Genomic DNA, 26,248 nt, shown 5'->3' with positions numbered 1-26,248 from the left:
GCTGGGCAGTGAACTATACGTGGAGCGATGTAGGATCAGTCGTCAACAGCCCGACATGGTCAAGCGGGGAGAGCTTGCACATCGGGCTGCGGAACAAATACCAGATGGGGCGGGCGCAGAGCTGCTAGACGATGCGCATTACTTACTGGTGAAGGCTGCGAACCGCTTATTGAAGCCGGCCACACGGCCTTCGGTCTTCGCTTTGCGTTCTTGGCCGGTGTAGACCGGGTGCGAGGCGCTGGAAACGTCGAGGGTCACATAGGGATAGGTTTTCCCATCGCTGTGCTCGTAGGTTTTCTCTGTGTCGATGGTGGAACCAATCAGCCAGAACGCATTGGCAGATACGTCGTGAAAAAGGACGGGGCGGTAGTCGGGATGAATGCCGGGTTTCATGATGGATCCTGCGTAATGATATAAGATAACATTTCAGATAGTGACTCTCATTTCGCAGCTTGTCTAGATCTGAGCCAGGCGGTGATTAAGATCACTGAGGACTTTTCACCCACAGAGTGTCGCTGACAGGGCCCTCAGTACCCTTCCTCCCTAGCCGCGCAGCGTCGCTACTGGCGGTAAGCAGCCTGCAGGCTGGCTGGAGGTTCTGAAACCTCATCTTTCTGAGGTGAGTGGTCGCGTGGGCACCATATATCGTTTTGCTAATCCCTGGCGGTTTCCCTGGCAACCTATTGTTCCGTATCGGTTTTCTCTTCCGTTCTGGGCGTGATGTTTCATCTAAGAAAAAATCCAGGATGCACTGAGAATCGGTAAGTGGTACGTTATAACGTATCAATAAAATCCGAGGATGCCTTCTGACTATGCAAAAAACCTCGTTTAACTCGCTGCTAGCCATGCCGGCGTGGCACCGGCTGGTAGGGGTGGCTGCAGCCTTGGTTCCACTGTGGCTTGCGATAAGCTGGGCGGTGGCTTTGCCATGAATAGTGCAGCGATTCGCGTCGATAAGCTCTCGGTTTCGTACGGAGCTGCACCTGCTATTCGCGAGGTCACTGGGGTGTTTGAGCCCGGTAGCCTGACTGCGATTGCGGGCCCGAATGGAGCTGGTAAGTCAACGCTATTGAAGGCACTGATGGGCGAGATTGCTACCACAGGCTCCGTTGATCTCGGTGTTGTGCAGGCGCCTGACATTGGCTATCTACCCCAGGCATCTGCAATCGATCGAAGCTTCCCAATCACGGTCGCAGATGCGGTCTGTTTGGGTGCCTGGAAACACATCGGCGTGTTCGGCGGGCTCTCAATGAAGGGCACCGCTGCCATGCGTCAGGCACTCCAGGACGTCGGACTGGCTGGTATGGAAAGCCGGCCAATCAGTGATCTATCAGTAGGGCAGTTTCAGCGCGTTTTGTTTGCTCGATTACTGGTTCAGGATGCGCGCGTTATCGTGCTTGATGAGCCGTTCACTGCGGTCGATTCGCGCACCATTCATGACCTGACGCAGCTAATTCTAAGATGGAAGCAGGATGGCAGAACCGTCATAGCGGTGTTGCATGACTTTGATCAGATCAGATCGACCTTCCCACAAACGCTACTGCTATCCCACAGGGTTGTCGCGTGGGGGAGCACTGAGGATGTGCTTACAGAAAACAACTTGAGCAAGGCTCGAGCCCTGGCCGAAGGCTGGGATGTTTCCACTGATCAAGAGCGGCGGGTGGCATGACGGTTATCTCTTTGCTCATATCGCCATTCACTGAATACGGCTTTATGCGACGCGCGTTAGTAGCAACCCTCGCTATCGGTTTGAGCTCGGGCCCTGTGGGCGTCTTGTTAATGCTCAGGCGTATGAGTCTCGTAGGGGATGCCATGAGCCACGCCGTGCTACCTGGCGCTGCAATTGGCTTCATGATTGCTGGCGGACTTTCGCTACCGGCAATGGGGCTGGGCGGCTTGATAGCAGGGTTGAGCGTCGCTCTGCTCTCGGGACTGGTAAGCCGGATTACCTCTCTTCGAGAGGATGCAAGCTTTGCCAGTTTCTACCTCACATCCTTGGCCCTGGGCGTCATGATTGTGTCCTTGCGTGGGTCGAATATTGATCTGCTACATGTCTTGTTTGGCACTATTTTGGCCATTGATAGTCAGGCGCTGTTTCTAGTGGGAGGGATTACATCATTTACCTTGCTTGTGCTCGCTCTCGTATACAGACCACTGATTGTAGAGTGCATTGATCCTGGATTTTTGCGAGCTGTTGGAGGGCGAGGTGCCCTGTATCACTTCATCTTCCTGCTTCTCGTAGTACTCAATTTGGTTGCTGGCTTTCAGACCCTGGGTACATTGATGGCGGTTGGGATGATGATGCTTCCGGCTGCCACAGCTCAACTGTTGTCTAAACGCTTGCCGTCAATGTTGATGATCGCGGCGGCGAGCGCGGCCATTTCCGGGTACGTGGGGTTACTGGTTTCTTACTATTTGAGCGTTGCATCAGGGCCTACCATCATTTTAGTGAATAGCCTGATCTACGTGCTGGCACTCCTATTCGGCCCTCATGGTTTCATGTGGCGAATTGTCCGCCCTATTTCGCGTACCCGGTAATAATAAGGAGACAAAATGCGATTTTCCCGGTCTTTGTTGGCGTTGATCAGCTCTATTGGGCTGCTGGCTGTCACGTTACCAGCCACCGCCAAAACACTGAACGTTGTTGCCAGTTTCACCGTATTGGCCGATGTCGTGAAGAATGTGGGGGGCGATGGTGTGAATGTCACAAGCCTGGTGCCGCCCAATGGGGATCCTCATGATTTCGAGCCATCCCCGAGGGATGCCAGGGCTCTCAAAGAGGCTGATGTCACTTTCCTCAGTGGCTTAGGTTTGGAGAGCTGGTTCGAGAGACTGGCTCGCGCATCAGGTAGCCAGAAGAGCCCGGTAGTAGTTTCGGATGGGATTGAAACTCACACATTTGTTGAGGATGAGAAAACGATCACTGATCCACATGTCTGGAACAGTGCTTCGAACGTAAAGGTGTGGGTAGCTCGCATTGAGTCCGAGCTGAGTAAAGCTGACCCGTCGCAGGCAGAGGTGTTTCATGCCAATGCGCAGCGCTACGTGGGGAAGCTCAATGCTCTGAATCAGCGTATCAGCATGCACCTTGCTGAGATTCCTTTGGATCAGCGTAAGGTACTCACCAGTCATGATGCCTTCGGATACTATGCCAAAGAGTATGGTGTGACGTTCTTGTCCCCACTCGGCTTGTCGACAGAAACTGAAGCTTCTGCAGCAGACGTAGCACAGCTCATCGATCAGATCAAAAGTGAAGATATCAAGGTTTACTTCATCGAAAATTCGAATGACTCCCGGCTAGTTAAGCAGATTGCCAGCGCAACGGGCGCTGTTGCCGGCGGAGAGCTCTACCCTGAGTCGCTTTCTGATGAGAAAGGGCCGGTACCTACTTATCTGAAAATGATGGAGTACAACACGCAGCAAATGGTGAAAGCTTTCAAAAAGTGAGTAGCAGCTGATTAGCTTCCACCTAGGTGAGCGGTACGCGAAGCGTCGCTTAGCTTAGGGGCTCCTAGGCATGAAGGGGGATAGCCCCCGACTGTCTAGTGGGGAGGCGTGTCGTTTTCCTTCACTTGCTGCAGAGGTTGAAGTCACTCAAACGGGCAATGGATTTGCCTCTGCGCTTGGTAAAGCCGGTCTGGATCATCCGCAAATACGGGTGGCCTGGAGGGGAAGGTAGCGTGCCCATGGCAATGTATGAATGAATCTGGATCTGCTTTGATTACTTGTAGCTCTGCGCCAATGAGCGGAAATCAAGAGCCCTCGGATGATGACTCATGAATTATGTAAAATATTGTTACATTCTTTAGGGCCTAAAATATAGCATCGCATGCCTCTTGAAAGATCGTCTCGGTAGAAATAAGATCGACTTGCAGCATCCAATTTTGACTTTATTACTGAGGTGAATCTTATGGCGCTAAAACCAGGCCCAAAGCCTATTGCCAAATCAACCGGTGAAGTGGACAAGCGTCGCCGTGACAATAAAGATACGCCAGGTAACAATCCTGACTTGAAGCCTAGCAAGTCTTCAAAGAAATAGGTTTTCGCTGGCAGAAGCTACTGCAATGGTAGCTTTTGTCGAAGCATTCAGCTTTATAAACTCTGCATTCGACCGAGTTACCTTTTCGCAAAAAATCTAAGTGAGTGCATTTTTCGGCTGCTGTCTGTCCCCACCGGAAGTTTGGGTCGAAAGCTTTCAGGTGTTGCCGTCCGCTTTCGCACTCGAAGCTCATCAACGCTGCACATAGCCTTGTTTGGCACCGCGTGAACCAATCGCTTGAAGACGCTCTTTCTACTGTACGAGCTAGGCCGAGGACGCGTTACCGCCATTTGTCCCTTAGAAATGCGGGACATCAATCTTCGAGTGAATGCCACAGCCGGCCAACAGTTGATTTGGGCATGCCGAGTCTCAAGCTCACGGATTTCTGTGTCTCACCTGCAGCTTTTGCCTGGCGAATAGCCTCTAGCTTGTCAGGGTCAATTTGACGACCTGGTTTCACCCGAGTGACTCTCCCCTGATCAAAGTGCTTTGTGAGACCCTCCCTTGGGCACAGAGCGTCAAGCTTCTTGAACTCAGTGCGCAGGTGGTCAAGCATTTGATCATCAGTCAGCCCATTAGTGAGCGCAGACGCAAGCACCAGTAGCGCGGCAGGATCGATTTCGAGCCTTAGCGCTACGGCCTCTAGCTTGTCGAGGGTAATGCTGGAACGCGCGTTCTCAATATTGTGCAAATGGCGCGCCTCTACGCTGCCGGACATCTGCTCTTGTGTGAACGCTTTAGCGTGTCTGATCCCGCGAACCAGGGCTGCCAGCGCCGGCATCAACGCCATTGTTCTTACCTCGCAAATGCGAGGATGAAGCCACGTTGATCGGTCTCACGCTATGCAATATAGTGCCTCTATCGGGATGTCGATTTGATATCGCGACACAGCCAGAGCAGACCTGAATGCCCATCGCCCGCTGGAGAGTGAGGGTGGGTTTGCTGAAACCACTGGACGTTTTACGAAGGTGAATCGCAGTCCGCACGGACAGGTCAGCTCGAAGCCGATGGCTTTCGAGCACGAAAGGAGAGGTAATTATGTCGGACGCGAGTGTCATGAAAGGCGTGCTTGAGGTCGTCGGCCCTCACAACAATCTACCCGAGGGTAGTGAGTTCACATACCTGCGCTTCAAAGAGCCGGGTGGCGCCGTGCGCATGATGAAAAAAGTAGGGGTAGGGCATTACATCGCGTCCTACCTCAAGCCGGGGCTTGCCGGTGAATTTCACTTTGTGAAGCTTGGCCGACTGGGGTTCATTCTGTACGCCATCAAAACCGAGGCTGGGGAGAAGCTGTACGAGGCCGATGGGTTCAACAGTTGGATCAGGAAGATGCGGATCAGCGGCGGCGTGCTCGCTCTCCTGTTCGTTCCACTTAGCCTGGTGGGTCTGTTGTTCGGGGGGTACTTCGGGATCGTTGTGCCAATCGTGTTCGTGTACGTGATGTGGAAACTGATTGTCGGGTTTCCCAAGGTTCTTAAAGACAGCTATCTACGAGGGCAGCTCGCTGCAAGCGGCTTCATTGTGTAACCCAAGAGTGCTCAACTATTCCGTGAAGGTCAGGATCATCACACGATTTTCACATCAGCTGGGGTAAGGTCACAGAGCTCCTAGCAGATTTCATCCGGCCCGCTCTCCCCATCGCGGGCCTTTTTTTGCCTTGAGAAACGGGCCGCTGATGAAACCTGCCGGCAAGATCCAGGCAAGCAATCAATCCGCATCAGGCGTTCGCCGCCAGAGGTCATGAACCGTTGAGGTGCTCATGCCCAATCTTTTCGCTGTTTGCGTTTGTGTCAGGCCTTCGGCTTTGCACGCCAGAACGTTCTTGAGTTTGGTTTCATCAAACCGCTTGCCGGCAGGCCGCTTTATCAACTCGCCAGCCACAATCTGAGCCTGCAAAAGGTCAGTAATGCCATGCCGGTGGAGCTCGAGGATTTCCTGCTGGGCTCGCTCAAGCATCGCCGACGGTGGCTCGTTGGCTTCTACGCCTTGCGTGAGTGCCATGAGGGCTGTCGGGCTGACGCCCAGCGCGGCGCTGAGAGCATGAAGCTTATCCAGGGTAGGGGTGGCTGCGCCTTTTTCCAGCGTGCTGAGATAGTCAGCACTCACGGCATCCGCCAATTCTTCCTGCTTCAACCCTTTGGCCGCTCGAAGCGCTCGTAAAACGGCTGCCAGTGCCAGCTTAAGACTCATGCGTTATCAGCGCCCAAAGCCAAGCATGTAGCCATGTTGAGTATTCCGGTTCTACATTGTATAGTCTTGCCATTCGGAATATGGGCTGCGTGGTGACTCTTTGCGAGCCGGGTCATTAGTCGGATGCTCAAGCGCTATCAGCGCCCGCCTGGGATGCAGATCAATTTAGATGTAAATCGAGCGCGTGTGGGGATTTGCTCGATCGGGCGGCTACAGGAGAGTGGAGTTGAGGCTGCCGCTTCAAAAGTGAGGTCTTCAATTGTGCTCAAAATCGTTGAGCCAGCGCACAGGAACGGACGATGAAGCTACGTGTTTTCTCTGACTTACACCTTGAGTTCGCGCCTTTCACCCCGCCGCCATGCGACGCTGATATCGTCCTCTTAGCTGGCGATATTGCCAAGGCGCGGGGTGTCCAGTGGGCCGATGAGTCTTTCGACTGCCCAGTGCTCTACGTTGCGGGCAACCACGAGTTCTACGGCGGCCACGTGGAAAATACGCTCAAAAAAATGAAGGCGATCCAGACCCAATATGTCCATGTGCTTGAGAACGAAAGTTTCGTGTTGAACGACACGCGGTTCTTGGGAACAACAGCTTGGACTGACTTTTCAAGCACGGGTGACGTGACCGCGGCTAAGCGCATGGCGCTTGAGTGGATGAATGACTTCAGCGTGATCCGCACGGGCGAAAGCTATCGTCGCCTGACCCCGGGCGATCTTGTACTGCGCAACCTCGTTGCGCGCGAGTGGCTTGAGCAGGAGGTGAAAAAGCCGTTTCCAGGTAAAACAGTGGTCATTACTCATCACTGTCCTGTCAGCAAGGTCGCTGGTGACAAGCTTGATAGCCATCTGACGGCGGCATACACCAACGAATGGGGTGATCTAGTAGACATGGCAGACCTTTGGGTCTTCGGTCATACGCATCGCCGGATCGATACTGTTGTGGGCACGTGCCGAGTCGTCTCGAATCCAAGGGGTTACCCCGGCGAAGCGTGCGGATTCGATCCGTCTTTGGTGATCGAGATCTGATGGCCGACGAGGGTGGATGTGCGTGTGCTCCGGGGTACGCGTGTTACATGATTAAGACCTTCGGTTCCTCACTGGATGCCTGTGAGTTCTACCGACTTCCCAAGGTTGTCCAGAGAGCGATAGAGGCGATTCCGTCAGAGGACATTGTCGGTTTTCTTGCCTGTGCGTTAGAACAGCCTCCGCGAATGACCGGTCTCATCTTCTGCGATCACAGGCATACCTTTCCAGAAGGCCTTCCCATGCGTACCCCCCCAATCGTAAACCGCTTCCACCGGAGGGGTTATCTGGTAGTAGAGGCCGAAACCGGTGGACTGTTTGTCGTAGCGCACTGGTACCACGAGAACGGAGAGCTTGGCCCGTTTTACTCATTGCAATAGCGGTTGAACGCTCGGAGGTTGCACATGTGGATGCCTTGGCGACGGTCGCCTTTGAGCGAATCGGAGCAGATGATCACAGAATCAATCAAGGCGCTTAAAACCCTGGAGGTTCACGAGGGGAGGGTGTCGATCAATCCGTCAGAGGTGCTTGGCCAGCCGGGTTATCTTGAAGCTAGAAGGCACGCCGCGGTGTTCGTAACGCGTCCTCAGAATCATCAGCGGTTCGATACCTGGGGGGATGTAGACACAGTCGGCATGGAGGCGTACATGGATTACATTCGGAATGGCCTTCTTCAGATGCGAGCTGAGGGGATACCTCCAAGGCAAGCACTGCTGCGCGTCGCGGATGCATTCGGATCGTGGGTCTATTCCTGTGAACGATCAATCAAACCGTGACATTTTCAAGCCAGCGCTAAGCTGCGCCGTAACGTCATTTCAGTGGGGCAAGCAAGTGGACGAACATCTCATCTCCGATATTTTGTATGGGCCAGCGCAAAGCCTGAGTGGGTCAGGCCTCAATGATGAGGGTCTCGCGCGCGTTGCTGGAGAGGACTATGCCGGGCAGGAGGTATGCGTCGTCAGGCATTGGCTCTTGCTTGATGTCCTGTTGCCCGAAGGTGAGCAGTCGCAGTTAGAGCGTGAGGGATTGCAAGCAACTGTTCTGTATGCCAACAGTATCGTGTATGACAGTCGCACACACATGCGGGGTGGAAAGGACATCATCTCGGGTTACGAGTCAGAGTCCTACGGTTGGCTCTTTCGAGCTGATGACACCACTTTCATCTTGGCCGGCCCTGGAGGTCGGAAATGCGTCAGCCTGCCAGCCATCACTGCTCTGCGTGACCATGTAGGCCGAGGCAGTTACTGAATGTGGCCTCACCACGCTGGAGGCAACAGCCACTGAAGGATCCTGATGGGTTTCATTGACGCATAGGCTAGCGACGATGAGCGATCCTGGTTCTCCTATGGCGATAGCTCCTGAAATCGCTCGCAACGAGCTCGCTTAAGCCGAGTGCCAACTCCTTACCGACTCATTCTCCTGGCTGACCTAGCGGTATCCATGAGCGACCGCCAACACGCGACCATTGCACTTCTCGACAAGCATGTAGAGGTGATGAGTTGCAGGTATATTGATGGCCTAATGCCCTTTCGGGCTGCCAGTCAGTGTACGTGTGATGAGGGGCGGCATCCGGATGCAAGCGGTTGATCAGGAGGTTTGGCGTATTGCTAATGAGATGGAGTGCCTGGCGCCGGTACTCAGTACCTGGCTAGACAGCTATGTCCGCAAGTCGGGTATGGATGACTTGGTGAGAATGACGCCGGACTGTGTCGGAGAGCGGGCCTATGCGGCGCTGCGTGAGGCGCTGCTGGAGAAGTCGAGGAGGCACGTTTGGTACCACGACCATGGATGGCACATGGAACTGCGTAGGAGGTTGTTGGGCTTCCTCCAGCGAAGACTACAGCGTCAGATCCTGGCAAGCGGTCGGGGGTCAGAAGCGCTCGCTGAAGATCTGTTAGCTCATGATATAGGTGCCTGAGGCTTGGCGGATCTGTCTGTGGGCCGCCTGAGTATCCTGCAGCGCTCCATCGACAAGTACTTCCTCATGGGAATGATGCTTGAGATCCGGATCAGCCCACGCCCCAAACACATCGCGCGATGTCACATCCTTGCCTCCTGACAAATTCCCTTTCAAGACGCGTAGACCGCTTCATCTAGCTCGCCGCCTTGGGGTAGTTTCTGAGAATGTCAGAGTAGGCGCGCCTCTGTGTTGAAAGTCCTAGCGCTCCCGAGCTAGTGGAGGGAGTGCTAAGGCTCAACCTCCTCCACTCGACCACCGCACGCCGCGAATTTCTCGCGATAACCTGAGCGGCAATAATTATCTACCTTGGTGAGGCTTGGTGTAGGCGGGCAAGCATTTGGTGCATTGGAGGTATTGAAGTGCTCGCACTGCTGAGTGGAGCGTGCCTGTGTTTCATGAAGCGAGTCGAAATTGTCTTGCAGTTTTTTGACATCGGCTTCGCACGCACTGACCTTTGCGTCTAGCTTCTTCAAGCAATCCAGGCCTTCGGGAGTGTCTGGGTTGATGTAGCGGTACTGCGTGCAGGCAGCGAGTAGCAACGACAACGACAATGACAGGGTGGCTAATCTAAGCAAATGCTGGCTCCATCAACGTTTACTGTGACCCATGTGACTTCGCTGGATGAGGTCGGTTCAGCAGCGGCACAGATCCTATGTGCTCTATACGGGCGGCCACCGTACTCTGGCAAACTGTCGATCTATCAATCGCGGTCTTTGGAGGAAATTCATGCTGACAGCTTCGGAGCTGCTGATACTGGCGCAGGAGGCACCTCAGAATCTGAGGCGCTGGTCGAGCTTCGTGGCGCAGATTGAATTCGTCTGGCAAAAACCCACTCTGGTAAAAAATGGTGGAAGGTGGCAGGCCCTCTGGTTTGAGATGGAGATCGTCAATGGCCTTGCATTGGCCGAGTGGGAGGAGGAAGGATACCCTAAGCATTGGTCGCACCGTTGGCGTGAAGGGTATGAACAGGATGCGCGAGAGTTGGTTTCGGAACTGCTGCTTCTTATCTGCCCTGAGCCTTCGGCGTAATCCGGTGCAATCAACGGATGTTGAAATCCATCGGCGCGGCAGCCAGCCTGATCGCATCAATGCGGTTCATTGAGCGACAGCTCGAACAAATTCCGAGCAGTAACCAAGATCATAGGTCGGCCATTTCACCGTGACCTGCGTTACGTTTCCGTGAATGAGCACATCCAAAGAGTCGCCGGCACCTGGCTGCGACTTGGTGTCGGAAAGGGCGCTCATACACGGCTTTTAGAAAGCCATCACCAGAGAGTCGCTAGTGCGTAAGAAGGTAACCATCGTTGAAATAGCAGCCGCTGCAGGCGTAAGCGTGAGCACGGCTGGTCGCGTGTTGAATGGCGCGTCCGGCGTGTCGCTGCAGAGACGGCGAAAGGTGCTTGAGGCCGTTCGTGAGCTGGGGGCAAGCCGGCTTCCTGTGCTGCCGGAAGGGCATAGTCTCAAGGTCTTGGTGATCCGCATGGGGCTGGACGATGATCCGTACTTCAAGCGTATGGACATGGCGTTGGATCAAGCTGCAGAGTCGCTTCCCAGCCAGATTGAGCTGGTGCGCCTGACAAACCTCTCGCCATTTGAGCTAAGCGAGCGGCTTAGAAATTTAGATTTTCGTCCGCACGGCGCAATCGTCCTTGCCTTCGACACCCTGGAAGTACGCTACGCCCTTGAACGACTGGGTCGTCAAAAAATTCCTATCGTTACCTTAACCACGGACATCAGGCTCAAGACACCGAGAAGCTTCGTCGGCATTGATAACGAGGCGGCGGGGCGGACGGCTGCTTTGATGATCAGCCGCTTTGTGCACAATCGTGGGAGGGTTCTCATGATTACAGGCTCGCAGGATTATGAGGTTCACCGGCAAAGAACCAAGGGGTTTGAGGACGCCCTGGCGGAGTATGCACCTCACTTGCAGCTTGTGGGGCCGATCGATGTTGCAGACATGAATGATCGAGCTCTTACGGCCACGCGCCAGGCGTTTTCTCGCCAGGTAGCTACCGTGGCTATTTACAACAGCGGCGGTGCGAATGAGGGCATCCGACAGGCCTTGGAGGCGATCGATAGGGTGAGCAATCCTATCTGGATTACGCATGAAGCGAGCCCGCGGCATGTGAAGCTGCTTCGCAGCGGACAAGTTGCGCTGTTGATCGATCAGGATCCTTCTGCCCAAGCGCTAACTGGTCTCCAGCTGATACTGCATGCACACGGTGAGATTGCCGCGGCCCCTCGAGCTCGAATGCCGTTTCGACTTGTTAGCGCAGAAAACTGGAGCGATCTTCCCTTGGTCGACTAAGAAACTAGGTTTTTCCCAGTGAACCCAGCGCGCTTGCCCTAGCATCTTTTAGCTGCAGCATCCGTCCCAGCTGTCTGTGATCACGTAATTCACGTGCGGGTAGTCCATGCCTGAGCTGACAAGTGCTTCAGTAAATTTTTTTTACAATGCCGCTTGGTTTTTGACCGAAATCGGTCAAAAACGCCTTGTCTTTGGGCTGTCTTCTGAAGCGACAGGCTTACCATCTGCATCGCGCCTGCTTCAACTTGTCGCACTCTCGCGATGGGTTTAGCGCAACCCTAATTTATGAGCTTGATATCGCTAATTCTCTGCTTTTTGCGGCGGATGGCATCTGCTCGAGCTCTAATCGGCGCTAATACCTTACACCGGATGTACTGCCGGTTTGTGGATAGGAAAAGAAATGCAGAAATGGTTGATACTGCTGATCCGAGTGGTCGGCGTTTTGCTAGGGCTGGCGGGAGCTGCTTTGGCGGGAGGAGGCTTTTATCTCATCACACTGGGAGGTTCGTGGTTCTACCTTCCTATTGGTCTGCTCATGCTATGCACAGGGTGGCTGACATTGAAGCGTCGGCCCGGAGCATTCTGGCTCGCTTGGCTCATGTTCGTGATCGTTGCTATTTGGGCTTACTGGGAAGTAGGCAGCGATTTCTGGCAGCTTGTTTCTCGCGTCATGATTTTCGGTGTGATTTGCTTGGTGTTGACCGCTCTGGCGCCTCAGCTCAATGCAAGCGAGCAAGGTGGCATCAAGCGTGCTCCGGCCACTATTTTGAGCGTAATAGTTGCCGTTGGTTTGATCTCGACCTTCGCATCCATGTTCCGCCCACACGCACAGGTAGAAGCTCAAGCTGACGCCAAGTTCCCGATTATTCATCCTGAAGCGGGTGATGCAGAGGGCAAAGACTGGCCGGCATGGGGTCGGAACTTGGCAGGCGATAAGTTTGCCCAGTTCGATCAGGTAAACAAGCAGAACGTGAAAGATCTGAAGGTCGCCTGGACGTACAGAACAGGCGATCTGTCGGTCGACGGTTCTGAATACCAGGTAACTCCAATCAAAATCGATGACACCTTGTACCTATGCACTCCCTTGAACAAGGTGATCGCTCTTGATCCGGTGACCGGTGCTGAGCGTTGGCGCTTCGATCCTAAGATGGAGGTCACTCGTGGCAATAAGGGTTGGAAACGATGCCGAGGTGTCAGCTACATCGACCTGGCCCCATCTGCAGGTGCCGACGGCAATTCTCAGCCCACCACTCCACAGCCTGCGGCTTGTGAGAAGCGCATCGTTAGCACAACGAACGATGCTCGACTCTTCGAAGTGGACGCCAAGACTGGTAAGGCGTGCACCGATTTTGGTGACAACGGCTTCGTGAATCTGCTGGACGGTCTGGGTGACACTGCAGCCGGCTCTTACTATCTCACCTCTGCGCCGCTGGTTGCTGATGGAGTGATCATGGTGGGGGGCAAGCTCAACGACAACATGACCGTTGGTGAGGCTTCGGGTGTAGTTCGTGGTTACGACGCGGTCACTGGCAAGCTGTTGTGGGCGTGGGATCCTTCCCGCGGTGCCGAGGACAGCAGCCCGCTGCCAGCGGGTGAGGTTTATGCCAAGGAGTCGCCGAATTTCTGGGGTACCGCTTCGTACGATCCGAAGCTGGGCCTGGCATACTTCCCGACCGGCAACCAGACTCCGGACTTCTGGACTGGCAACCGTCACAGCTACTCGGATGAATACAACGACTCGATCGTTGCCATTGAGCTGAAAACAGGCAAAGAACGCTGGCATTTCCGTACGGCTAACACCGACCAGTTTGACTACGATGTATCGTCGCAACCGATCCTGTATGACCTCCCGCTGCCAGATGGCACCGTGCGTCCAGTGGTCATTCAGCTAACCAAGCGTGGTCAGATCTTCGTCTTGGATCGCGCAACAGGCGAGCCAGTTGTACCCGTTACGTACAAGAAAGTACCTACGGATGCTATGCCAGGCATGAAGGTGGCTGACCACCAGCCATACTCCGCACTTTCAGTGGGCGTAGAGCCACTGAAGGAAAAGGACATGTGGGGTGCAACACTGTTCGATCAGATGCTCTGCCGTATCGATTTCCTGAAGATGCGCTGGGAAGGTGAATGGACTCCGCTTTCCGACCAGAAACGAACGCTCATCTGGCCAGGCTACTACGGTGGCTTTAACTGGGGTGGTGGTGCTCTGGATGCGCGTACTGGTACGTTGATCGTCAACGATATTCGTATGGCGATGTGGGGCAAATTCATCAAGCGTGAAGAGGCCAACAAAGCCGGCCTGGTGCCGTCAACCGAAGGTGAATACTCCGAGCAGTTGGGCACTCCGTGGGGTGTTGAGCGCTCGATGTTCCTGTCGCCTCTGGGAACGCCGTGCTTCAAGCCTCCGTTTGGCTCGATGACTGCCATCGATCTCGCGACCCAGAAGGTCAAGTGGCAGGTGCCGATGGGTAGCATTCAAGATGCGCCTATAAAAGGCATCGCCCCGGGCGTGTATCTGCCAATCGGCATGCCAACCCTGGGTGGCCCACTCGTCACGAAAGGTGGCCTGACGTTCTTCCACGGTTCGCTCGACTACTATGTGCGTGCACTGGACAACGATACTGGTGAAGAGCTGTGGCGTGACCGTCTGCCGGTTGGCGGCCAGGGTGTCCCGATGACCTACGTAGGCAATGACGACCAGCAGTATGTCGTGGTTGTTGCTGGTGGGGCCACTCGTACTGGTACCAACAAGAATCGCGGCGATTACGTGATTGCTTACTCCCTGAAGTCGAAAGCTGAATAAGCCCCCAAATACCAAGGTGTCGCAGTCTTTGCATTGTGATGCCTTGGTTACTTTCCGCAGCTCCATGAATGCCACCCCTAGGTTCGAAGATGAACCAGGGCTTGTGGCTGTCTTTGCCAATCACGGGGGAGACATTTGTGCAGTTTCAGGTTTTGGATTTGAATGTCGATCTTGATAAGCGAGAGATTAGCTGTGGGGGCAGCCGTGTGAGGCTCTCCTCCATACCGTTCGGTGTATTGGTTTTGCTAGCAAAGAATTGTGAAAGCATCGTGTCTAGAGAGAAACTTCTGGATGAGGTCTGGGGACTTAAATTTGACCCTGGAACAAAAGTAGTAGATGTGCAATTGACTAGGTTGAGGCGGGAGCTCAAAGATATCGGATGCAGTGCAAAAATTATGAACTCGAGGAGCGCGGGTTTCAAACTCTGCACGTGAGTAGAAAAATTCTGCTGTCGAGGGTCGCTGCGCGAGTGACTCGCGCAGCGAAGGGAAGCTGGGAGGAAAGTTAGAAACTTGACCCTACCTGCAGGCCGATCACTACCGCGTTTTCTACTTCCCTGACGTTTCCAGGGTTACGGATGTATTGGATGTTAGGCATCAAGTGAAGCCAGTTAGTAGCTTGGATTCGATAGTTTAGCTCGGCTTGGTAACTGGTATGCTGCTCTGGGATGTACGAAGGGCTGTCAAAATACACTCCGTTAACCTGGTTCTTGAATTGGGCGTTTTCTAGGTATTGATCGCTAGCGTGTACGCGCGACAGGCCAAGCCCTAGCTGATCAAGCGGGCGGAAATCAAAAGGCCCTTTATACACCAAACTGATATGCATATAGCTATCGACGGGAGTAGTTGCTTGGTCTTGAAAACTAAGGCTTGCTGCAAGCACTAGACCTCGGCTTTGATCGTTGTTCTTGCTGCAGATCTGTTGCTTTGCATTAAGCCACCAGCCGCTGCGACCATCATGGACTCTGTACTGATTCTGAGTGAGCGCTGCTGGTTGACCGTTGACGTCATTGAGTACGTCAGGACGGTTGACCGTATTCTTGAAGTATCCAACACGGTACTCACCAGGTAATTTCCCGATACGTGGTGTCCAGACAAGCTCCACCGGCACCATGGTGCCACTTGTTCCGTGTGTTCGAAGCTTTAAACCGTTGTCGTTGTCCAGGCTCGAGGGATCAACGTTGTAGGCAGCGATTTTGGCGACAAGGTCATCTGCCAATGCATACTGAAGACGAACTGCCCACGAACTGATAGGGCTGTTGTAGATGTCATTGACGTAGTTGCCAGGCTGCGAACCACAAAACGATAAATTTTGGAATGCGCAATCTGCAGTGGCGAACTCATCGCCTACTGTGAAACGCCCGATCTTTACGTTCAGTTTGTTGTCGATCCAGCCTTTCGACAGCCAGAATTGGCTTAGCCGTGTAACACTTCCTCTGCCGTGGATTTCTTGAGTCGCTCCGAAACCACCGACGCGACGGTCGTTAAGAGCATCCTCATCCAGGCCGCGACCATTGCGATTTGATAGACGGATTTCCGCTTCCGCATTTTTCCAGGACAGCAATTCCGAAAGATCTAGCTTTGCACCTGCTGACCACTGATCTGCATAACGGGCGGTATGGTGGGAGGCGCCCCCATGGACATTCGCTGCAATTTCACTCAGGTAGCTGAATTCTAGATCAACACCCTGATCAGCAAGTTCTCCCCGGGAGCCGTTCCAGTCTCCGAGCATCCAAGGCGAAGAGGGCGAGAGTGGTTCATGCGCAAGCGCCTGAGGAGTGTAAAGATTTATTAGGGCAAGAATGCTTAAGGTGGAGGTGGTGAAGGTATGGCGGAGGTACATCCATAGTTCCTATGTTTGGTTTCTGTACGTACACCTAAAGCTTAGAGGACTGCCATGGTGTTCTGCGATTTTACCAACTGGCGTACTGCAGAAAGGTTAAATTTCTCTGGTTCGTCCTGCGAGAACGTCGGCTAACAAAAAAGTTCGAGTAAATTGTTATTGCAAATAAATTTGGTACGGGTAACGCTATTCAGGCGTTGCCCCCAAGATCTATTAGTCGGGAGCCTCTGTTTTCCGCTGGTTAAGCTGGTGAAATGCTCGGTAAAATTATTGATTGCAATAGCCTCCGCGATACAGGCTAAGGTCGCTGGGGAAGTTAAAAAGCTTGGTCAGTGTTGGAGTGCTTTCGGCGTAGCAATCACTGATGCCAAGACGTATGCATCCTGCATTGGATACAGCCTCTTAATCGTTTTTGAGTAAGGCGCTGCTGGATTCGAACCCGTACGGAATCGGACGCCTTGCTGCTGTAATAGCTCACCACTAGCAGTTCGTCCTCGTAAACCTCCATTTCATCAATCTTGACACGTAGTGCTGATTCGATCTCGGCTAGGCGATCAGGCTCGATGCTGATGCGAAATAAATCTGCTGCGCGCTTGAGGTCAAGCTTGCGAGTCATAATGTTCACGAGTCATCTGGCCTGGGACGTCGTCTTTGCAGAGCACCTTTCTTCAGCAGTTGGCGAAAAGGATGCGTGCGAGAGATCACCCACAGGTGGGAGCGAACGGCGCCGAATAGGACTGAAATGGCCATTAATGATTCCGGTTTGAGGAGGCTTGCGAAGAGCCTTTGAGCTTCTTTCAGTCCAGCGTGGAGGAGGGCTCAAGCGGTGATCGCCCGCATTTCGATTATGGATATGTTATAACGTATCTTTTAGGCCTGTGCGTTCTGACGCTCGGGTTAACCATGAACTCGAATGACATCCATGAACTCCTTAGCATCCACTCCGTTTCTCGTATCTGCGCTATGGCTTGCCATTGCTGACTCAAGTGCTTACGCCGCAGAACCAACCTCGATTTCCCTTCCCGCTAGTACTATTGCTGCTGACCTCATCGCTGATGAGACGCAGATCGGGCTTGATGTGTCTAACACTGCCGGAAGCCGCTTGGGGCTCAGCGCGTTGGAGACGCCAGCGAGTACAACGGTTCTGACGGGGGGGAGCATCAGAAGCCACGGCGACACTACGGTGCAGGATGCTGTCGCGCGCAGTCCTGGCATTACGAGTATAGGTGCGCCCGGCGATGGCGGAACGGCGCTATCTGCCCGCGGCTTCACGGGGCAGGGATCTGTGATGCAGCTTTTTGACGGCACTCGCCTGTACTCGGGAATGGGCTCCTCGACATTCCCCGTCGATACCTGGGCGGTCGAGCGTGTCGACGTGCTCCGAGGCCCTGCCTCGGTTCTTTACGGTGAAGGCGCCACTGGTGCTGTAGTGAATGTCATCCCGAAGAAGCCGTTTGATGGAGAGATCCGGAATCGGCTTCGCCTGGGTTACGGTTCCAACGACAGCCAGCAGGCGGCCTTGGACAGTGGTGGCTCACTAAGCGATACATTCACGTATCGACTGAATCTGAATCAGCTGCGTAGCAATGGATGGATCGATCACGGCGATTCTCAAGGCACATTCATTAGTGGCTCGCTTCGCTGGCAGGTAAACGAGGCGTTCTCGCTTCAGCTATCGCATGATTCGGGTGACCACACCCCGATGAACAATTTCGGTGTGCCCCTCGTTGATGGTCACTACAAGAGCAGTTTGCGATACAAAAACTATAACGTTGGCGGGGCTAAGCAGCATTACGATGACCAGTGGACGCGGCTGACGGCTACCTGGCAGATTTCCGATGCGGTCAGTTCTACCAATGAACTGTATTACCTGAAGTCGCGGCGTCGATGGGCTAACGCGGAAAACTACAATTGGGACACCGATAACCAGCAGCTACTGCGTAGCGGGTTCTACGGTATCAAGCACAATCAGGAGCAGGTTGGCGACCGACAAACCTTCACGATTCAGCACTCCTTATTCGGGCTGAACAGTCAGAGTCTTGTAGGGTTTGATGTCAACCGTATTCGCTTCAAGCTGACCAATAACTCTCCTTACGATGATGTGGTGACAGCTGGCGAGCCGATCGATCTGCACCACCCGAACCGGGACGGATTCCACAGTGCCTCGGAATACCTTCCACTGTCGAAAAGCGTTACCCGCCAAGCGTCGTTCTTTGCAGAAAATCGGACTGAATTGACGGAACGCCTGTCTCTCATCACCGGCTTGCGACGTGATTATGTGGATATCAACCGAGACGACCTGCGAAGCGGCTCGAGCTCCGGAAAAAATCTGATTGGAAATAATTGGAAGGTCGGCATCGTCTATGAGTTAACGCCTGATATGTCCATCTATGGTCAGCAGTCGACCAGCACCGACGGGGTAGGGGGGCTAATCAGCCTGAGCCCGAGCCAGCAACAGTTTGACCTAGCCAAAGCCCGTCAGACCGAGATGGGCTTCAAGCAAATGTTTTGGGATCAAAAGGGGTCTTGGACAGTTGCTGCCTATCACATTGTTAAAAAGAAACTTTTAACCGCAGATCCGCAAGCGCCTGGGTCGTCATTACAGGTGGGTCAGCAGTCGTCGAACGGAGTCGAAGCCAGTCTGGATCTTCAACTGCCCTATGACTGGAAGCTCCAAGCAAATGCCGCTCTGGTAAAGGCGAAGTACGACGATTTTGATCAGGCGGTGAATGGCGTTGCGGTGTCACGCAGCGGCAATCGACCGATTAATGTACCGCGACGCACTGCCAATCTCTGGCTGGATAAGGCGTTTTCGCAGGACTTGAATGCAGGGGCGGGCCTGCGCTATGTCGATGCTCGCTATGCCGACATCGCGAACATGAACAAGCTTCCCTCCTACACCGTCGTCGATGCAGCCGTTTCCTGGAAAGCCTTGAAGAACACAAAATTGGGTCTGCAGCTCAGGAACGTTTTCGACCGAGAGTATGCGAGCACGCAATACAACGAGGGGCAGCAGTGGATCCTGGGTGAGCCTCGCTCCTTCTATCTGACTGCCGACATCGACTTCTAATATGACAGGCGCCCTATTAACTATCAGGGACGTGGGCTGGACATCACCAAGGAGTGGCTCTGGCGTTGAGCCATTCACGCTCAAGAACATCTACATGCGCATCGAGTCAGGCGAATTCGTGGGGCTTATCGGGCCTAACGGAGGAGGAAAGACCAGCTTACTGCGCTGCGCCATGCGCTACAGCAAACCAGAGAGTGGCGTGGTGGGTCTGTCAGGAGATGACCTCTGGGCGCAGTCTGCGCGATGGAGTGCCCAGCGAATTGCTGTCGTTGGGCAAGAGTTTCCTTCAACCTACGGTTTAAGCGTGCGGGAAGTGGTGGCGATGGGGCGCATTCCGTACCAACGGGGATTTCAGAGCGAAAGCACCAGGGATCGGGTAACGGTCAATGATGCGCTCGAGACAATGGGCTTAGTCCACCTCCAGGATCACGACTTTGGGCTGCTCTCCGGTGGAGAAAAACAGCGGACGTTGCTTGCCCGGGCTGTGACTCAAGATCCCCAGGTACTCATCCTGGATGAACCCACCAACCACCTTGATCCCAAGCATCAGGTTGAGTTGCTGGCTCATGTCAAGAAGCTGGGCGTGGCGGTGATCGCGAGTCTTCACGATCTCAATTTAGCCGCGGCGTTTTGCGACCGTCTTTACGTTATCAAGGATGGTCGGATCACTGCCCAAGGACGCCCGTGGGATGTCCTCACGCCAGATAATTTGTTCGAGACCTACGGCGTTGAAGCCTTAGTCGATGCGCATCCCCAAATCGGGACGCCCCGTATTACTTGGAAAATCGTGTGAAACCTATCTTTACGATGGCAGTTTTGCTGGTCAGCTTGTTGGCTTCGATCACTGCCCAAGCGAGTTCATATCCAGTCACCGTTAAAAGCTGCAGCCGAAGCGTCGTCTTCACTCACCCACCTGCGCGGGCGGTCAGCCAGGACGTGAATCTGACAGAAATGATGGTCGCTCTGGGGCTGCAGTCGCACATGGTCGGCTATAGCGGCGTCACGGGCTGGAATAAACCCACCGGCGGATTGATGACCGCCCTCAAGGGATTACCGGAGGTGGCCACGCATTATCCAACCGTGGAAACACTGCTGAACGTGAACGCAGATTTCTTCTTCGCTGGCTGGAACTACGGAATGATGGTCGGAGGTGATGTCACGCCTCAGACGCTGAAGCCTCTAGGTATCCAAGTTTATGAGCTGACTGAATCCTGCTCGCTCATTGAACCAAGTGCTACAGCTAGCTTGGAGCAGGTCTACACCGACCTGGCTAACCTCGGCAAAATCTTTGATGTCGAAGATCGCGCGCAATTGCTGATCACGCAGCTACGCAAGCGTCAGCAGGCGGTTATTCATCGGGTGGTCGGAAAGAAGAAGCCTCGAGTGTTTGTTTATGACAGTGGGGAAGATCGTGCCTTCACTGCGGGCCGACAGGCTATCCCTCAAGCCTTGATTGAGACGGCTGGAGGGCGGAACGTTCTGGATGGCATTAGTGCCAGTTGGACGCAGATCGGATGGGAGAGCGTGGTGGAGGCAGACCCGCAATTCATCGTCATTATTGACTACGGTGAGCGAAGCGCGGCGGAGAAGATTCAATTTCTACGTGAGAACCCCGCGTTGCAGTCTATTGAGGCAATTCAAAACAAGCGATTCGTGGTGCTTCCCTACAGTGCCATGACGCCGGGAATTCAGAACCTCGGTGCAATCGAAGCTTTGGCAGCCGCATTTGATGAAGAGCGATGATCATGGCTCCGATCAAGACCCCAGATGCTTACGCCGGGCTCCTTGTATTGCTCGCAAGCCTGATTGTGTTTGTGTGTCTAACGGCGCTCGCTATCGGAGCTGCACCGGTACCGCTCAAGGTCGCGTGGCAGGTTGTTCAAAGTCACCTACTTGGGGCTGAGCCGCTGGATGCCACATCTGGGCAGGATCACATCATCTGGTTGATCAGAGCGCCGAGGGTTGTCCTAGCTGTTCTTGTCGGAGCGGGACTCGCAATGGTTGGTGCTGCTCTCCAAGCTGTTACACGAAACTCTTTGGCGGATCCGCATCTCCTGGGAGCGACTTCCGGTGCAGCACTTGGGGCTGTCGTTGTCGTTATGTACGTAGGGGAGCTATTGGGTCAGTTCACTTTGCCGCTCGCCGCGTTTCTGGGAGCTTCAGCTTCTCTTTTGCTTGTAATGGCAATCGCTCGGAAGCACGGCACTTTCACGAGTGATCGGCTGCTGCTGAGCGGTGTAGCGGTGTCGTTTGTTTTGATGGCCGCGGCTAATCTCCTGTTGTTTCTGGGTGATCATCGTGCGAGTTCATCAGTTCTGTTCTGGATGATGGGTGGGCTTGGTGCGGCTCGCTGGGAGCTATTGTGGCTGCCGCTCTGTGTGATTGTGTTGGGAGGTCTCGCGCTTTGGGCGTGTGGGCGTTCTCTGAATGCGCTTATGGCTGGTGAACAGACGGCTGTCAGTCTGGGCGTGGACGTCCATCGAGTGCGGATTAGTGTATTTGTCATGACCTCGTGCATGACGGGTGTAATGGTGGCACTAAGCGGGTCGATCGGCTTTGTGGGGCTTATGGTTCCTCACATAGCCCGCCGGCTGGTGGGCGCCGAGCATCGACGCCTAATACCGCTCTGCGGGTTGCTCGGCGCTTTGCTTGTGGTGTGTATGGACATCGTCGCCAGGACTGTGATCGCTCCTCAGGACTTGCCAATCGGTGTTGTCTCTGCAGCGATAGGTGGGATGTTCTTTATCGTATTCATCTACCGCAGTTAAGTCTGAGCTTGGCCCGAAAAATGATACATAGCGTGCGTATGCTGCATCGTCGCTACGCTTTCGGGCCCAACCACGCAGAACACCGTTAGCGTTCGGACGTTCGTGCCGTCCCCCGCTTCATCTCATAAGTCCACCAGGCCTTCAGTGCGCTTCATATTGATCGCGGTATGCTTTCGGTGTGACACCTAGGTGCCGCTGAAATACTCTCCTCATGTGTTCTTCTGAGCCGAATCCACATTGTGCGGCGATACGCTTCAAAGCTACGTCTTCATCAGCTAGCAAACGTCGTGCGCGCTCGAGCCTCGCGCGCTCTATGAATTCAGAGGGCGAGCTTTCGGTTTGACGTTGAAAGACCCGCCGCAGGTTGCGAGTGCTCATGTTCGCCTGGGATGCAAGTGTTTCTAGAGTAAGATCCCGGCTAAGGTTTTGAAGAATCCAGATCTGTAATTCTCTTATTCCGGAATGCGGAGTCATCTGGCTACCGAGATGCTGGCTAAACTGAGACTGCCCGCCGGGACGCTTTAGATAGACGACTAGCTCTCGCGCTATGGTTAATGCCAGATCCTGTCCGAGATCCTGCTCTACTAAAGCTAGGCTCAAATCTATAGCCGCCGATACGCCGGCACACGTCCAAATCCGTCCGTTTTGAATGAAAATGGCATCAGCGTTGACATTGATTTCCGGAAATTCGGTAGCGAGCCGGGTAGCAACGCTCCAGTGAGTGGTTGCGTCAAGGCCATCCAGGACACCCGCTTGCGCGAGAAAAAAAGCCCCAGAGCAGACGCCCACGAGCCGATCAATCCGGGATGCTGCGTGTCTGCACCAATCAACGATAGGGCGATGCTGATGTACTGCTGTTGTAATGTCACGGGCGCCAACAATCAGCGCGGTGTTAGGCAGGATTCTGCTCCGCAGAGATTCCGCATCGAGTCTGGCTAACGTGTCGGATTGAATCGAGCCCGCCTCTGGCGCGACTAAGTGGAGGTCGTAAAGGGGAGGCTCGCCGCTCGCTGTCAAATGCGCATTGGCGTAGTCAAACACCGTGAGCGCACCTACAGCTTCGAGGGACTTGAAGCCGGGATAAATGACAATGTGTACGGTGTGGAGGGCCGGTGCATCGGTTAGCCTCATTGGATAGGTTCCTTGGCTGTGGCAATCGGACAGACTTCAAGCGAATGTGGCCAACCTGAGGCGGGTGGTCTTGCAGACGCAATCAGCTGTTGTATCTTTTGATACGTTATAACCTAACGGAGTACAACAATGAAAACACGTGCCGCTATCGCTTGGGGGCCTAATCAGCCACTAGAATTTGAAGAAGTTGACCTTGAGGGCCCAAAAGACGGGGAAGTGCTCGTCCGGATCGTCACGACCAGCCTTTGTCACACGGACGTCTTCACTTTGTCCGGGCGAGATCCTGAAGGGAAATTTCCTTGCATCCTCGGTCACGAGGGGGTGGGTATTGTTGAGGACGTAGGCCGCGGCGTTACGTCCGTGAAGCCAGGCGATCATGTCATTCCGCTGTATACGCCAGAAGATCCAAACTGCCCCTTCATCAAATCTGGTAAGACCAACCTTAGCCAGTCTATTCGAAAGACCCAGGGCGAAGGACTAATGCCTGATGGCACAAGTCGTTTTTCCTATAAGGGACGGACAATTTTCCACTACATGGGTACATCCACATTCAGTGAGTACACCGTTTTGCCCGAAATTGCCGTTGCTAAAATCGATCCTGCAGCTCCGCTGGCCAAGGCTTCGATTATGGGTTGTGCGATTCCGACGGGCATTGGTGCTGTCCGGAACACTGCCAAGGTTCGTCCGGGTGATACCGTTGCTGTATTCGGCCTGGGCGCTGTCGGAATGGCAGTTATCCAAGGAGCTGTTCTCCAAGGGGCGAAACGTATCATCGGCATTGACGTTAACCCCAACAAGTTCCCATTAGCCATGTCTCTTGGAGCGACTGAGTGCGTAAATCCTAGGGACTACAACGAGCCACTTCAAAACGTCATCATTGACATGACGAATGGTGGTGTAGATTTCTCTTTTGAATGCGTGGGTAATGTCGAACTCATGCGAGCCGCGCTTGAATGCTGCCACAAAGGATGGGGAGAAAGTATCATCATCGGCGTGGCCGGCGCTGGAGAAGAAATCGCTACCCGACCGTTCCAATTAGTGACTGGTCGAGTGTGGAAGGGGAGCGCTTTTGGCGGGGTATTGGGTCGGTCTGAGCTTCCAGGCATGGTTGATGAATGGCTTCGTGGTGAGATTAACGTTGATCCATACATCACTCACAATATGGATCATGAAACACTGAACCATGCATTTGACCTTCTGAAGCGTGGTGAGGCGATTCGTTCGGTAATCCATTACCAAGAGCGTGAGACACTTAGCCATGATTTGCCTGGAGTGATCATTGATCGTAACGGGCGCGTGATTCCAAAGCCGGAACTGAAGCATACACCTGCTTGAATATAGAGCGGCCCTGTCTAAGGCAGGGCCGTTCTCGTTGGGTTAGACCTGCTTGTTGTGATGTCGTAATTCTATATATATTAATGATAATTTGAGTCAACCGTATGGCCTGAGTCGGTGAGGGTAATGCAATGAAGCAAATCACAAAAGAGAAGTGTAGCTTGAGACTGACCTCCTTGAATAATCGCCAGTTAGTCGGTGCGGGAGTTTTCTTGGGAGGGTGGTTTCTTATCATAAGCTATCTAGTTATCCATCAGTCGGGTTAAAAAGCGACCGCCACTGAGTCAGTAAATGAAAAGGGATCGAAGCGGCGCGTAAAACCTTTAGTAACCCGCCACCGCTACCTCTAACCCGCAAGAGTGTTCACACTAGAGGTGCGACAGGAAGGCTGAAGGGCAGCGCCATCTCCAGGGGGAATACGCTCATCTCAAACAACTGATGAAAAATAAAGGGATGATGTTTTTTCTATTTTTCCCCTGTGTGAGTATTTTGTACACATAATTTGAATTGCAGGTCATTTCCTAGGTGCGATATGTTGTCTGGCAATATGTCGTCAGAAGAAAGTAAGGTTGAACTTCTGTGAGTGGAGGCTGGTTTATATCGCTTCTATCTCGAAGCTTTAGTTTATTGTGTAGCGATTGCGTGCGTGCTTAATTATAATATTATTTTGCTTCGTCTACTATCGAGTGATTGTGGTGGCTGATAGTGGCGGAAAGTTTGGGGGGGTTGTCTTTGGTTCTACTCAAAGCTAACGAATGTAACGGCGTGTAAGCTTGAGTACTTCAAATTTATATTGGTGGGTATGTGTGGGGCTGTGGTTGATAAGTAAATCTCTTCTAGCATGATGTGAATAGAAGGAAGTGAAATGAGACTGTCTCGTGCTGTGGTTGCACTAATGAGCTCAATTGGTTGGCTGTTCGGTAGTTCAGTGGCATGCGCGAATACGCTTAACGTTGTATCAAGCTTTACCGTACTTGCCGATGTTATCAAAAACGTAGGTGGTGATGGTGTCAAGGTGAGGAGCATTGTCCCTCCAAATGGCGATCCCCACAAATTTGAGCCCTCACCAGCTGACGCAAAATCGCTGAAGGAGGCTGATATCACATTCATCAGCGGCTTAGGATTAGAAAGTTGGTTTGAACGGCTAGCTCTGGCCTCAGGAAATCAAAATCCACCGGTCGTTGTGTCCGAAGGAATTAAGCCAATCACTTTTTCTGAAGGCCGAAAAACGAAAATAGATCCTCATGTATGGAACAGTGTGGCAAATGTTAAACTCTGGGTGACTAAGATTGAGGCGGAGTTAACCAAAGCAGATCCTAATCAAGCGAAGAAATTTAGTGATAATGCGGACTCTTACCTAGCTAAGCTTGATGCTTTAAATCAGCTCATTATCATACAGCTCGCTGAGGTACCACTTGCGCAACGAAGAGTGTTAACGAGTCATGATGCGTTTGGATATTATGCAATGGAATACGGAGTGAGTTTCCTCTCACCTCTGGGCCTTTCCACTGAGATAGAAGCATCCGCGGCTGATATAGCTACGTTGATTGACCAAATTCGACGAGAGGGGGTTAGGGTATATTTCACTGAGAACTCAAATGACTCTCGGCTTGTGTCTCAGATTGCGAATGCCACTGGAGCTAAGACAGGTGGTGTTCTTTACCCGGAATCTCTTTCAGATGAGAATGGCCCCGCATCAAACTATATTAAGCTGATGGAATACAATACGCGACAAATAGTGCGGGCGACTATGCTGTGATTTAGGCACACGGAGTTCTCT

General features: G+C 53.3%; 21 protein-coding genes. 16 read left to right on the top strand and 5 right to left on the bottom strand.

All coding sequences use genetic code 11. The features are described 5' to 3' along the window. Nucleotides 1-138: 138 nt before the first annotated feature. Nucleotides 139-393 (bottom strand): type B 50S ribosomal protein L31, encoded by a 255-nt coding sequence (locus IAE36_RS02905; protein ID WP_201198313.1) that lies wholly within the window; start codon nucleotides 391-393, stop codon nucleotides 139-141. 535 nt (nucleotides 394-928) lie between these two features. Here IAE36_RS02905 and IAE36_RS02900 point away from each other — a divergent pair. From IAE36_RS02900 to IAE36_RS02890, 3 genes are read left to right on the top strand one after another with little or no spacing between them, the layout of a single operon-like run. Continuing rightward, entirely contained in the window at nucleotides 929-1,669 is a 741-nt protein-coding gene (locus IAE36_RS02900) for a metal ABC transporter ATP-binding protein (protein WP_201198315.1), read from the top strand. Then, nucleotides 1,666-2,538 (top strand): metal ABC transporter permease, encoded by an 873-nt coding sequence (locus IAE36_RS02895; protein ID WP_201162873.1) that lies wholly within the window; start codon nucleotides 1,666-1,668, stop codon nucleotides 2,536-2,538. The genes IAE36_RS02900 and IAE36_RS02895 overlap by 4 nt, the downstream gene beginning before the upstream one ends. A gap of 15 nt (nucleotides 2,539-2,553) precedes the next feature. Continuing rightward, entirely contained in the window at nucleotides 2,554-3,447 is an 894-nt protein-coding gene (locus tag IAE36_RS02890) for a metal ABC transporter solute-binding protein, Zn/Mn family (RefSeq protein ID WP_201198317.1), read from the top strand. A gap of 905 nt (nucleotides 3,448-4,352) precedes the next feature. On the opposite strand, the gene IAE36_RS02885 is transcribed toward IAE36_RS02890, so the two are convergent. Then, a complete protein-coding gene (locus IAE36_RS02885) occupies nucleotides 4,353-4,829 on the bottom strand; it encodes an XRE family transcriptional regulator (protein WP_201162875.1) in 477 nt (158 codons plus the stop codon). Nucleotides 4,830-5,077: 248 nt separating this feature from the next. Between IAE36_RS02885 and IAE36_RS02880 the strand changes: the two genes are divergently transcribed. Beyond that, complete coding sequence (locus IAE36_RS02880; RefSeq protein WP_201162876.1) at nucleotides 5,078-5,566, top strand: hypothetical protein; 489 nt, start codon at nucleotides 5,078-5,080, stop codon at nucleotides 5,564-5,566. A 180-nt stretch (nucleotides 5,567-5,746) separates the two neighbouring features. Here IAE36_RS02880 and IAE36_RS02875 read toward each other — a convergent pair whose 3' ends face one another. Beyond that, nucleotides 5,747-6,229, bottom strand: coding sequence for a helix-turn-helix domain-containing protein (locus IAE36_RS02875; RefSeq protein ID WP_201198319.1), 483 nt, complete (start codon nucleotides 6,227-6,229; stop codon nucleotides 5,747-5,749). Nucleotides 6,230-6,528: 299 nt separating this feature from the next. Between IAE36_RS02875 and IAE36_RS02870 the strand changes: the two genes are divergently transcribed. From IAE36_RS02870 to IAE36_RS23975, 6 genes are all read left to right on the top strand, one after another. Next, nucleotides 6,529-7,254 carry a metallophosphoesterase gene (locus IAE36_RS02870; protein WP_201198321.1) on the top strand — a complete coding sequence of 242 codons (726 nt, stop codon included), beginning with the start codon at nucleotides 6,529-6,531 and terminating at the stop codon, nucleotides 7,252-7,254. 660 nt (nucleotides 7,255-7,914) lie between these two features. Next, the gene (locus IAE36_RS23980; RefSeq protein ID WP_442967437.1) at nucleotides 7,915-8,499 is read left to right on the top strand and encodes a DUF6957 family protein; all 585 of its coding nucleotides are present in this window, start codon (nucleotides 7,915-7,917) and stop codon (nucleotides 8,497-8,499) included. Nucleotides 8,500-9,937: 1,438 nt separating this feature from the next. Continuing rightward, nucleotides 9,938-10,240, top strand: a complete 303-nt coding sequence (locus IAE36_RS02865; protein WP_201198325.1) for a hypothetical protein — start codon at nucleotides 9,938-9,940, stop codon at nucleotides 10,238-10,240. A gap of 253 nt (nucleotides 10,241-10,493) precedes the next feature. Next, on the top strand, nucleotides 10,494-11,519 hold the full coding sequence (locus IAE36_RS02860) for a LacI family DNA-binding transcriptional regulator (protein WP_201198327.1): 1,026 nt from the start codon (nucleotides 10,494-10,496) through the stop codon (nucleotides 11,517-11,519). 400 nt (nucleotides 11,520-11,919) lie between these two features. Beyond that, entirely contained in the window at nucleotides 11,920-14,322 is a 2,403-nt protein-coding gene (locus IAE36_RS02855; protein ID WP_201162881.1) for a membrane-bound PQQ-dependent dehydrogenase, glucose/quinate/shikimate family, read from the top strand. Nucleotides 14,323-14,390: 68 nt separating this feature from the next. After that, nucleotides 14,391-14,756, top strand: coding sequence for a winged helix-turn-helix domain-containing protein (locus tag IAE36_RS23975; protein WP_442967436.1), 366 nt, complete (start codon nucleotides 14,391-14,393; stop codon nucleotides 14,754-14,756). Nucleotides 14,757-14,826: 70 nt separating this feature from the next. On the opposite strand, the gene IAE36_RS02845 is transcribed toward IAE36_RS23975, so the two are convergent. Beyond that, nucleotides 14,827-16,164: a carbohydrate porin gene (locus IAE36_RS02845; protein WP_201198331.1), complete on the bottom strand. Its 1,338-nt coding sequence runs from the start codon at nucleotides 16,162-16,164 to the stop codon at nucleotides 14,827-14,829. A 922-nt stretch (nucleotides 16,165-17,086) separates the two neighbouring features. Between IAE36_RS02845 and IAE36_RS02840 the strand changes: the two genes are divergently transcribed. Genes IAE36_RS02840 through IAE36_RS02825 form a run of 4 tightly spaced genes read left to right on the top strand, consistent with a single transcriptional unit; the run spans nucleotide 17,087 to nucleotide 22,002 of the window. Beyond that, the gene (locus tag IAE36_RS02840; protein WP_201162884.1) at nucleotides 17,087-19,234 is read left to right on the top strand and encodes a TonB-dependent receptor; all 2,148 of its coding nucleotides are present in this window, start codon (nucleotides 17,087-17,089) and stop codon (nucleotides 19,232-19,234) included. A gap of 1 nt (nucleotide 19,235) precedes the next feature. Continuing rightward, nucleotides 19,236-20,027, top strand: a complete 792-nt coding sequence (locus IAE36_RS02835; protein ID WP_201198333.1) for an ABC transporter ATP-binding protein — start codon at nucleotides 19,236-19,238, stop codon at nucleotides 20,025-20,027. Between the two features lie 14 nt (nucleotides 20,028-20,041). Further along, the gene (locus IAE36_RS02830; RefSeq protein ID WP_201210108.1) at nucleotides 20,042-20,977 is read left to right on the top strand and encodes an ABC transporter substrate-binding protein; all 936 of its coding nucleotides are present in this window, start codon (nucleotides 20,042-20,044) and stop codon (nucleotides 20,975-20,977) included. 2 nt (nucleotides 20,978-20,979) lie between these two features. Beyond that, nucleotides 20,980-22,002: a FecCD family ABC transporter permease gene (locus tag IAE36_RS02825; RefSeq protein ID WP_201198335.1), complete on the top strand. Its 1,023-nt coding sequence runs from the start codon at nucleotides 20,980-20,982 to the stop codon at nucleotides 22,000-22,002. Between the two features lie 141 nt (nucleotides 22,003-22,143). Here IAE36_RS02825 and IAE36_RS02820 read toward each other — a convergent pair whose 3' ends face one another. Beyond that, complete coding sequence (locus tag IAE36_RS02820; RefSeq protein WP_201162887.1) at nucleotides 22,144-23,133, bottom strand: GlxA family transcriptional regulator; 990 nt, start codon at nucleotides 23,131-23,133, stop codon at nucleotides 22,144-22,146. A gap of 129 nt (nucleotides 23,134-23,262) precedes the next feature. On the opposite strand from IAE36_RS02820, the gene IAE36_RS02815 reads away from it, so the two are divergent. After that, complete coding sequence (locus IAE36_RS02815; RefSeq protein ID WP_201162888.1) at nucleotides 23,263-24,468, top strand: S-(hydroxymethyl)glutathione dehydrogenase/class III alcohol dehydrogenase; 1,206 nt, start codon at nucleotides 23,263-23,265, stop codon at nucleotides 24,466-24,468. A gap of 865 nt (nucleotides 24,469-25,333) precedes the next feature. Next, on the top strand, nucleotides 25,334-26,227 hold the full coding sequence (locus IAE36_RS02810) for a metal ABC transporter solute-binding protein, Zn/Mn family (protein WP_236404041.1): 894 nt from the start codon (nucleotides 25,334-25,336) through the stop codon (nucleotides 26,225-26,227). Nucleotides 26,228-26,248: the final 21 nt, after the last annotated feature.

Source organism: Pseudomonas sp. S36 (assembly GCF_016647875.1).
In the GTDB taxonomy this organism is placed as follows: Bacteria; Pseudomonadota; Gammaproteobacteria; order Pseudomonadales; family Pseudomonadaceae; genus Aquipseudomonas; species Aquipseudomonas parafulva.
Note: the sequence above shows the minus strand (reverse complement) of the source record. Positions and strands in the feature narration are given on the sequence as shown.

Coding starts and splice junctions, on each gene's coding strand:
- IAE36_RS02905 (WP_201198313.1), bottom strand. CDS start 393: ATGAAACCCGGCATTCATCCCGACTACCGCCCCGTCCTTTTTCACGAC.
- IAE36_RS02900 (WP_201198315.1), top strand. CDS start 929: ATGAATAGTGCAGCGATTCGCGTCGATAAGCTCTCGGTTTCGTACGGA.
- IAE36_RS02895 (WP_201162873.1), top strand. CDS start 1,666: ATGACGGTTATCTCTTTGCTCATATCGCCATTCACTGAATACGGCTTT.
- IAE36_RS02890 (WP_201198317.1), top strand. CDS start 2,554: ATGCGATTTTCCCGGTCTTTGTTGGCGTTGATCAGCTCTATTGGGCTG.
- IAE36_RS02885 (WP_201162875.1), bottom strand. CDS start 4,829: ATGGCGTTGATGCCGGCGCTGGCAGCCCTGGTTCGCGGGATCAGACAC.
- IAE36_RS02880 (WP_201162876.1), top strand. CDS start 5,078: ATGTCGGACGCGAGTGTCATGAAAGGCGTGCTTGAGGTCGTCGGCCCT.
- IAE36_RS02875 (WP_201198319.1), bottom strand. CDS start 6,229: ATGAGTCTTAAGCTGGCACTGGCAGCCGTTTTACGAGCGCTTCGAGCG.
- IAE36_RS02870 (WP_201198321.1), top strand. CDS start 6,529: ATGAAGCTACGTGTTTTCTCTGACTTACACCTTGAGTTCGCGCCTTTC.
- IAE36_RS23980 (WP_442967437.1), top strand. CDS start 7,915: ATGGCCTTCTTCAGATGCGAGCTGAGGGGATACCTCCAAGGCAAGCAC.
- IAE36_RS02865 (WP_201198325.1), top strand. CDS start 9,938: ATGCTGACAGCTTCGGAGCTGCTGATACTGGCGCAGGAGGCACCTCAG.
- IAE36_RS02855 (WP_201162881.1), top strand. CDS start 11,920: ATGCAGAAATGGTTGATACTGCTGATCCGAGTGGTCGGCGTTTTGCTA.
- IAE36_RS23975 (WP_442967436.1), top strand. CDS start 14,391: ATGCCACCCCTAGGTTCGAAGATGAACCAGGGCTTGTGGCTGTCTTTG.
- IAE36_RS02845 (WP_201198331.1), bottom strand. CDS start 16,164: ATGTACCTCCGCCATACCTTCACCACCTCCACCTTAAGCATTCTTGCC.
- IAE36_RS02840 (WP_201162884.1), top strand. CDS start 17,087: ATGAACTCCTTAGCATCCACTCCGTTTCTCGTATCTGCGCTATGGCTT.
- IAE36_RS02835 (WP_201198333.1), top strand. CDS start 19,236: ATGACAGGCGCCCTATTAACTATCAGGGACGTGGGCTGGACATCACCA.
- IAE36_RS02830 (WP_201210108.1), top strand. CDS start 20,042: ATGGCAGTTTTGCTGGTCAGCTTGTTGGCTTCGATCACTGCCCAAGCG.
- IAE36_RS02825 (WP_201198335.1), top strand. CDS start 20,980: ATGGCTCCGATCAAGACCCCAGATGCTTACGCCGGGCTCCTTGTATTG.
- IAE36_RS02820 (WP_201162887.1), bottom strand. CDS start 23,133: ATGAGGCTAACCGATGCACCGGCCCTCCACACCGTACACATTGTCATT.
- IAE36_RS02815 (WP_201162888.1), top strand. CDS start 23,263: ATGAAAACACGTGCCGCTATCGCTTGGGGGCCTAATCAGCCACTAGAA.
- IAE36_RS02810 (WP_236404041.1), top strand. CDS start 25,334: ATGAGACTGTCTCGTGCTGTGGTTGCACTAATGAGCTCAATTGGTTGG.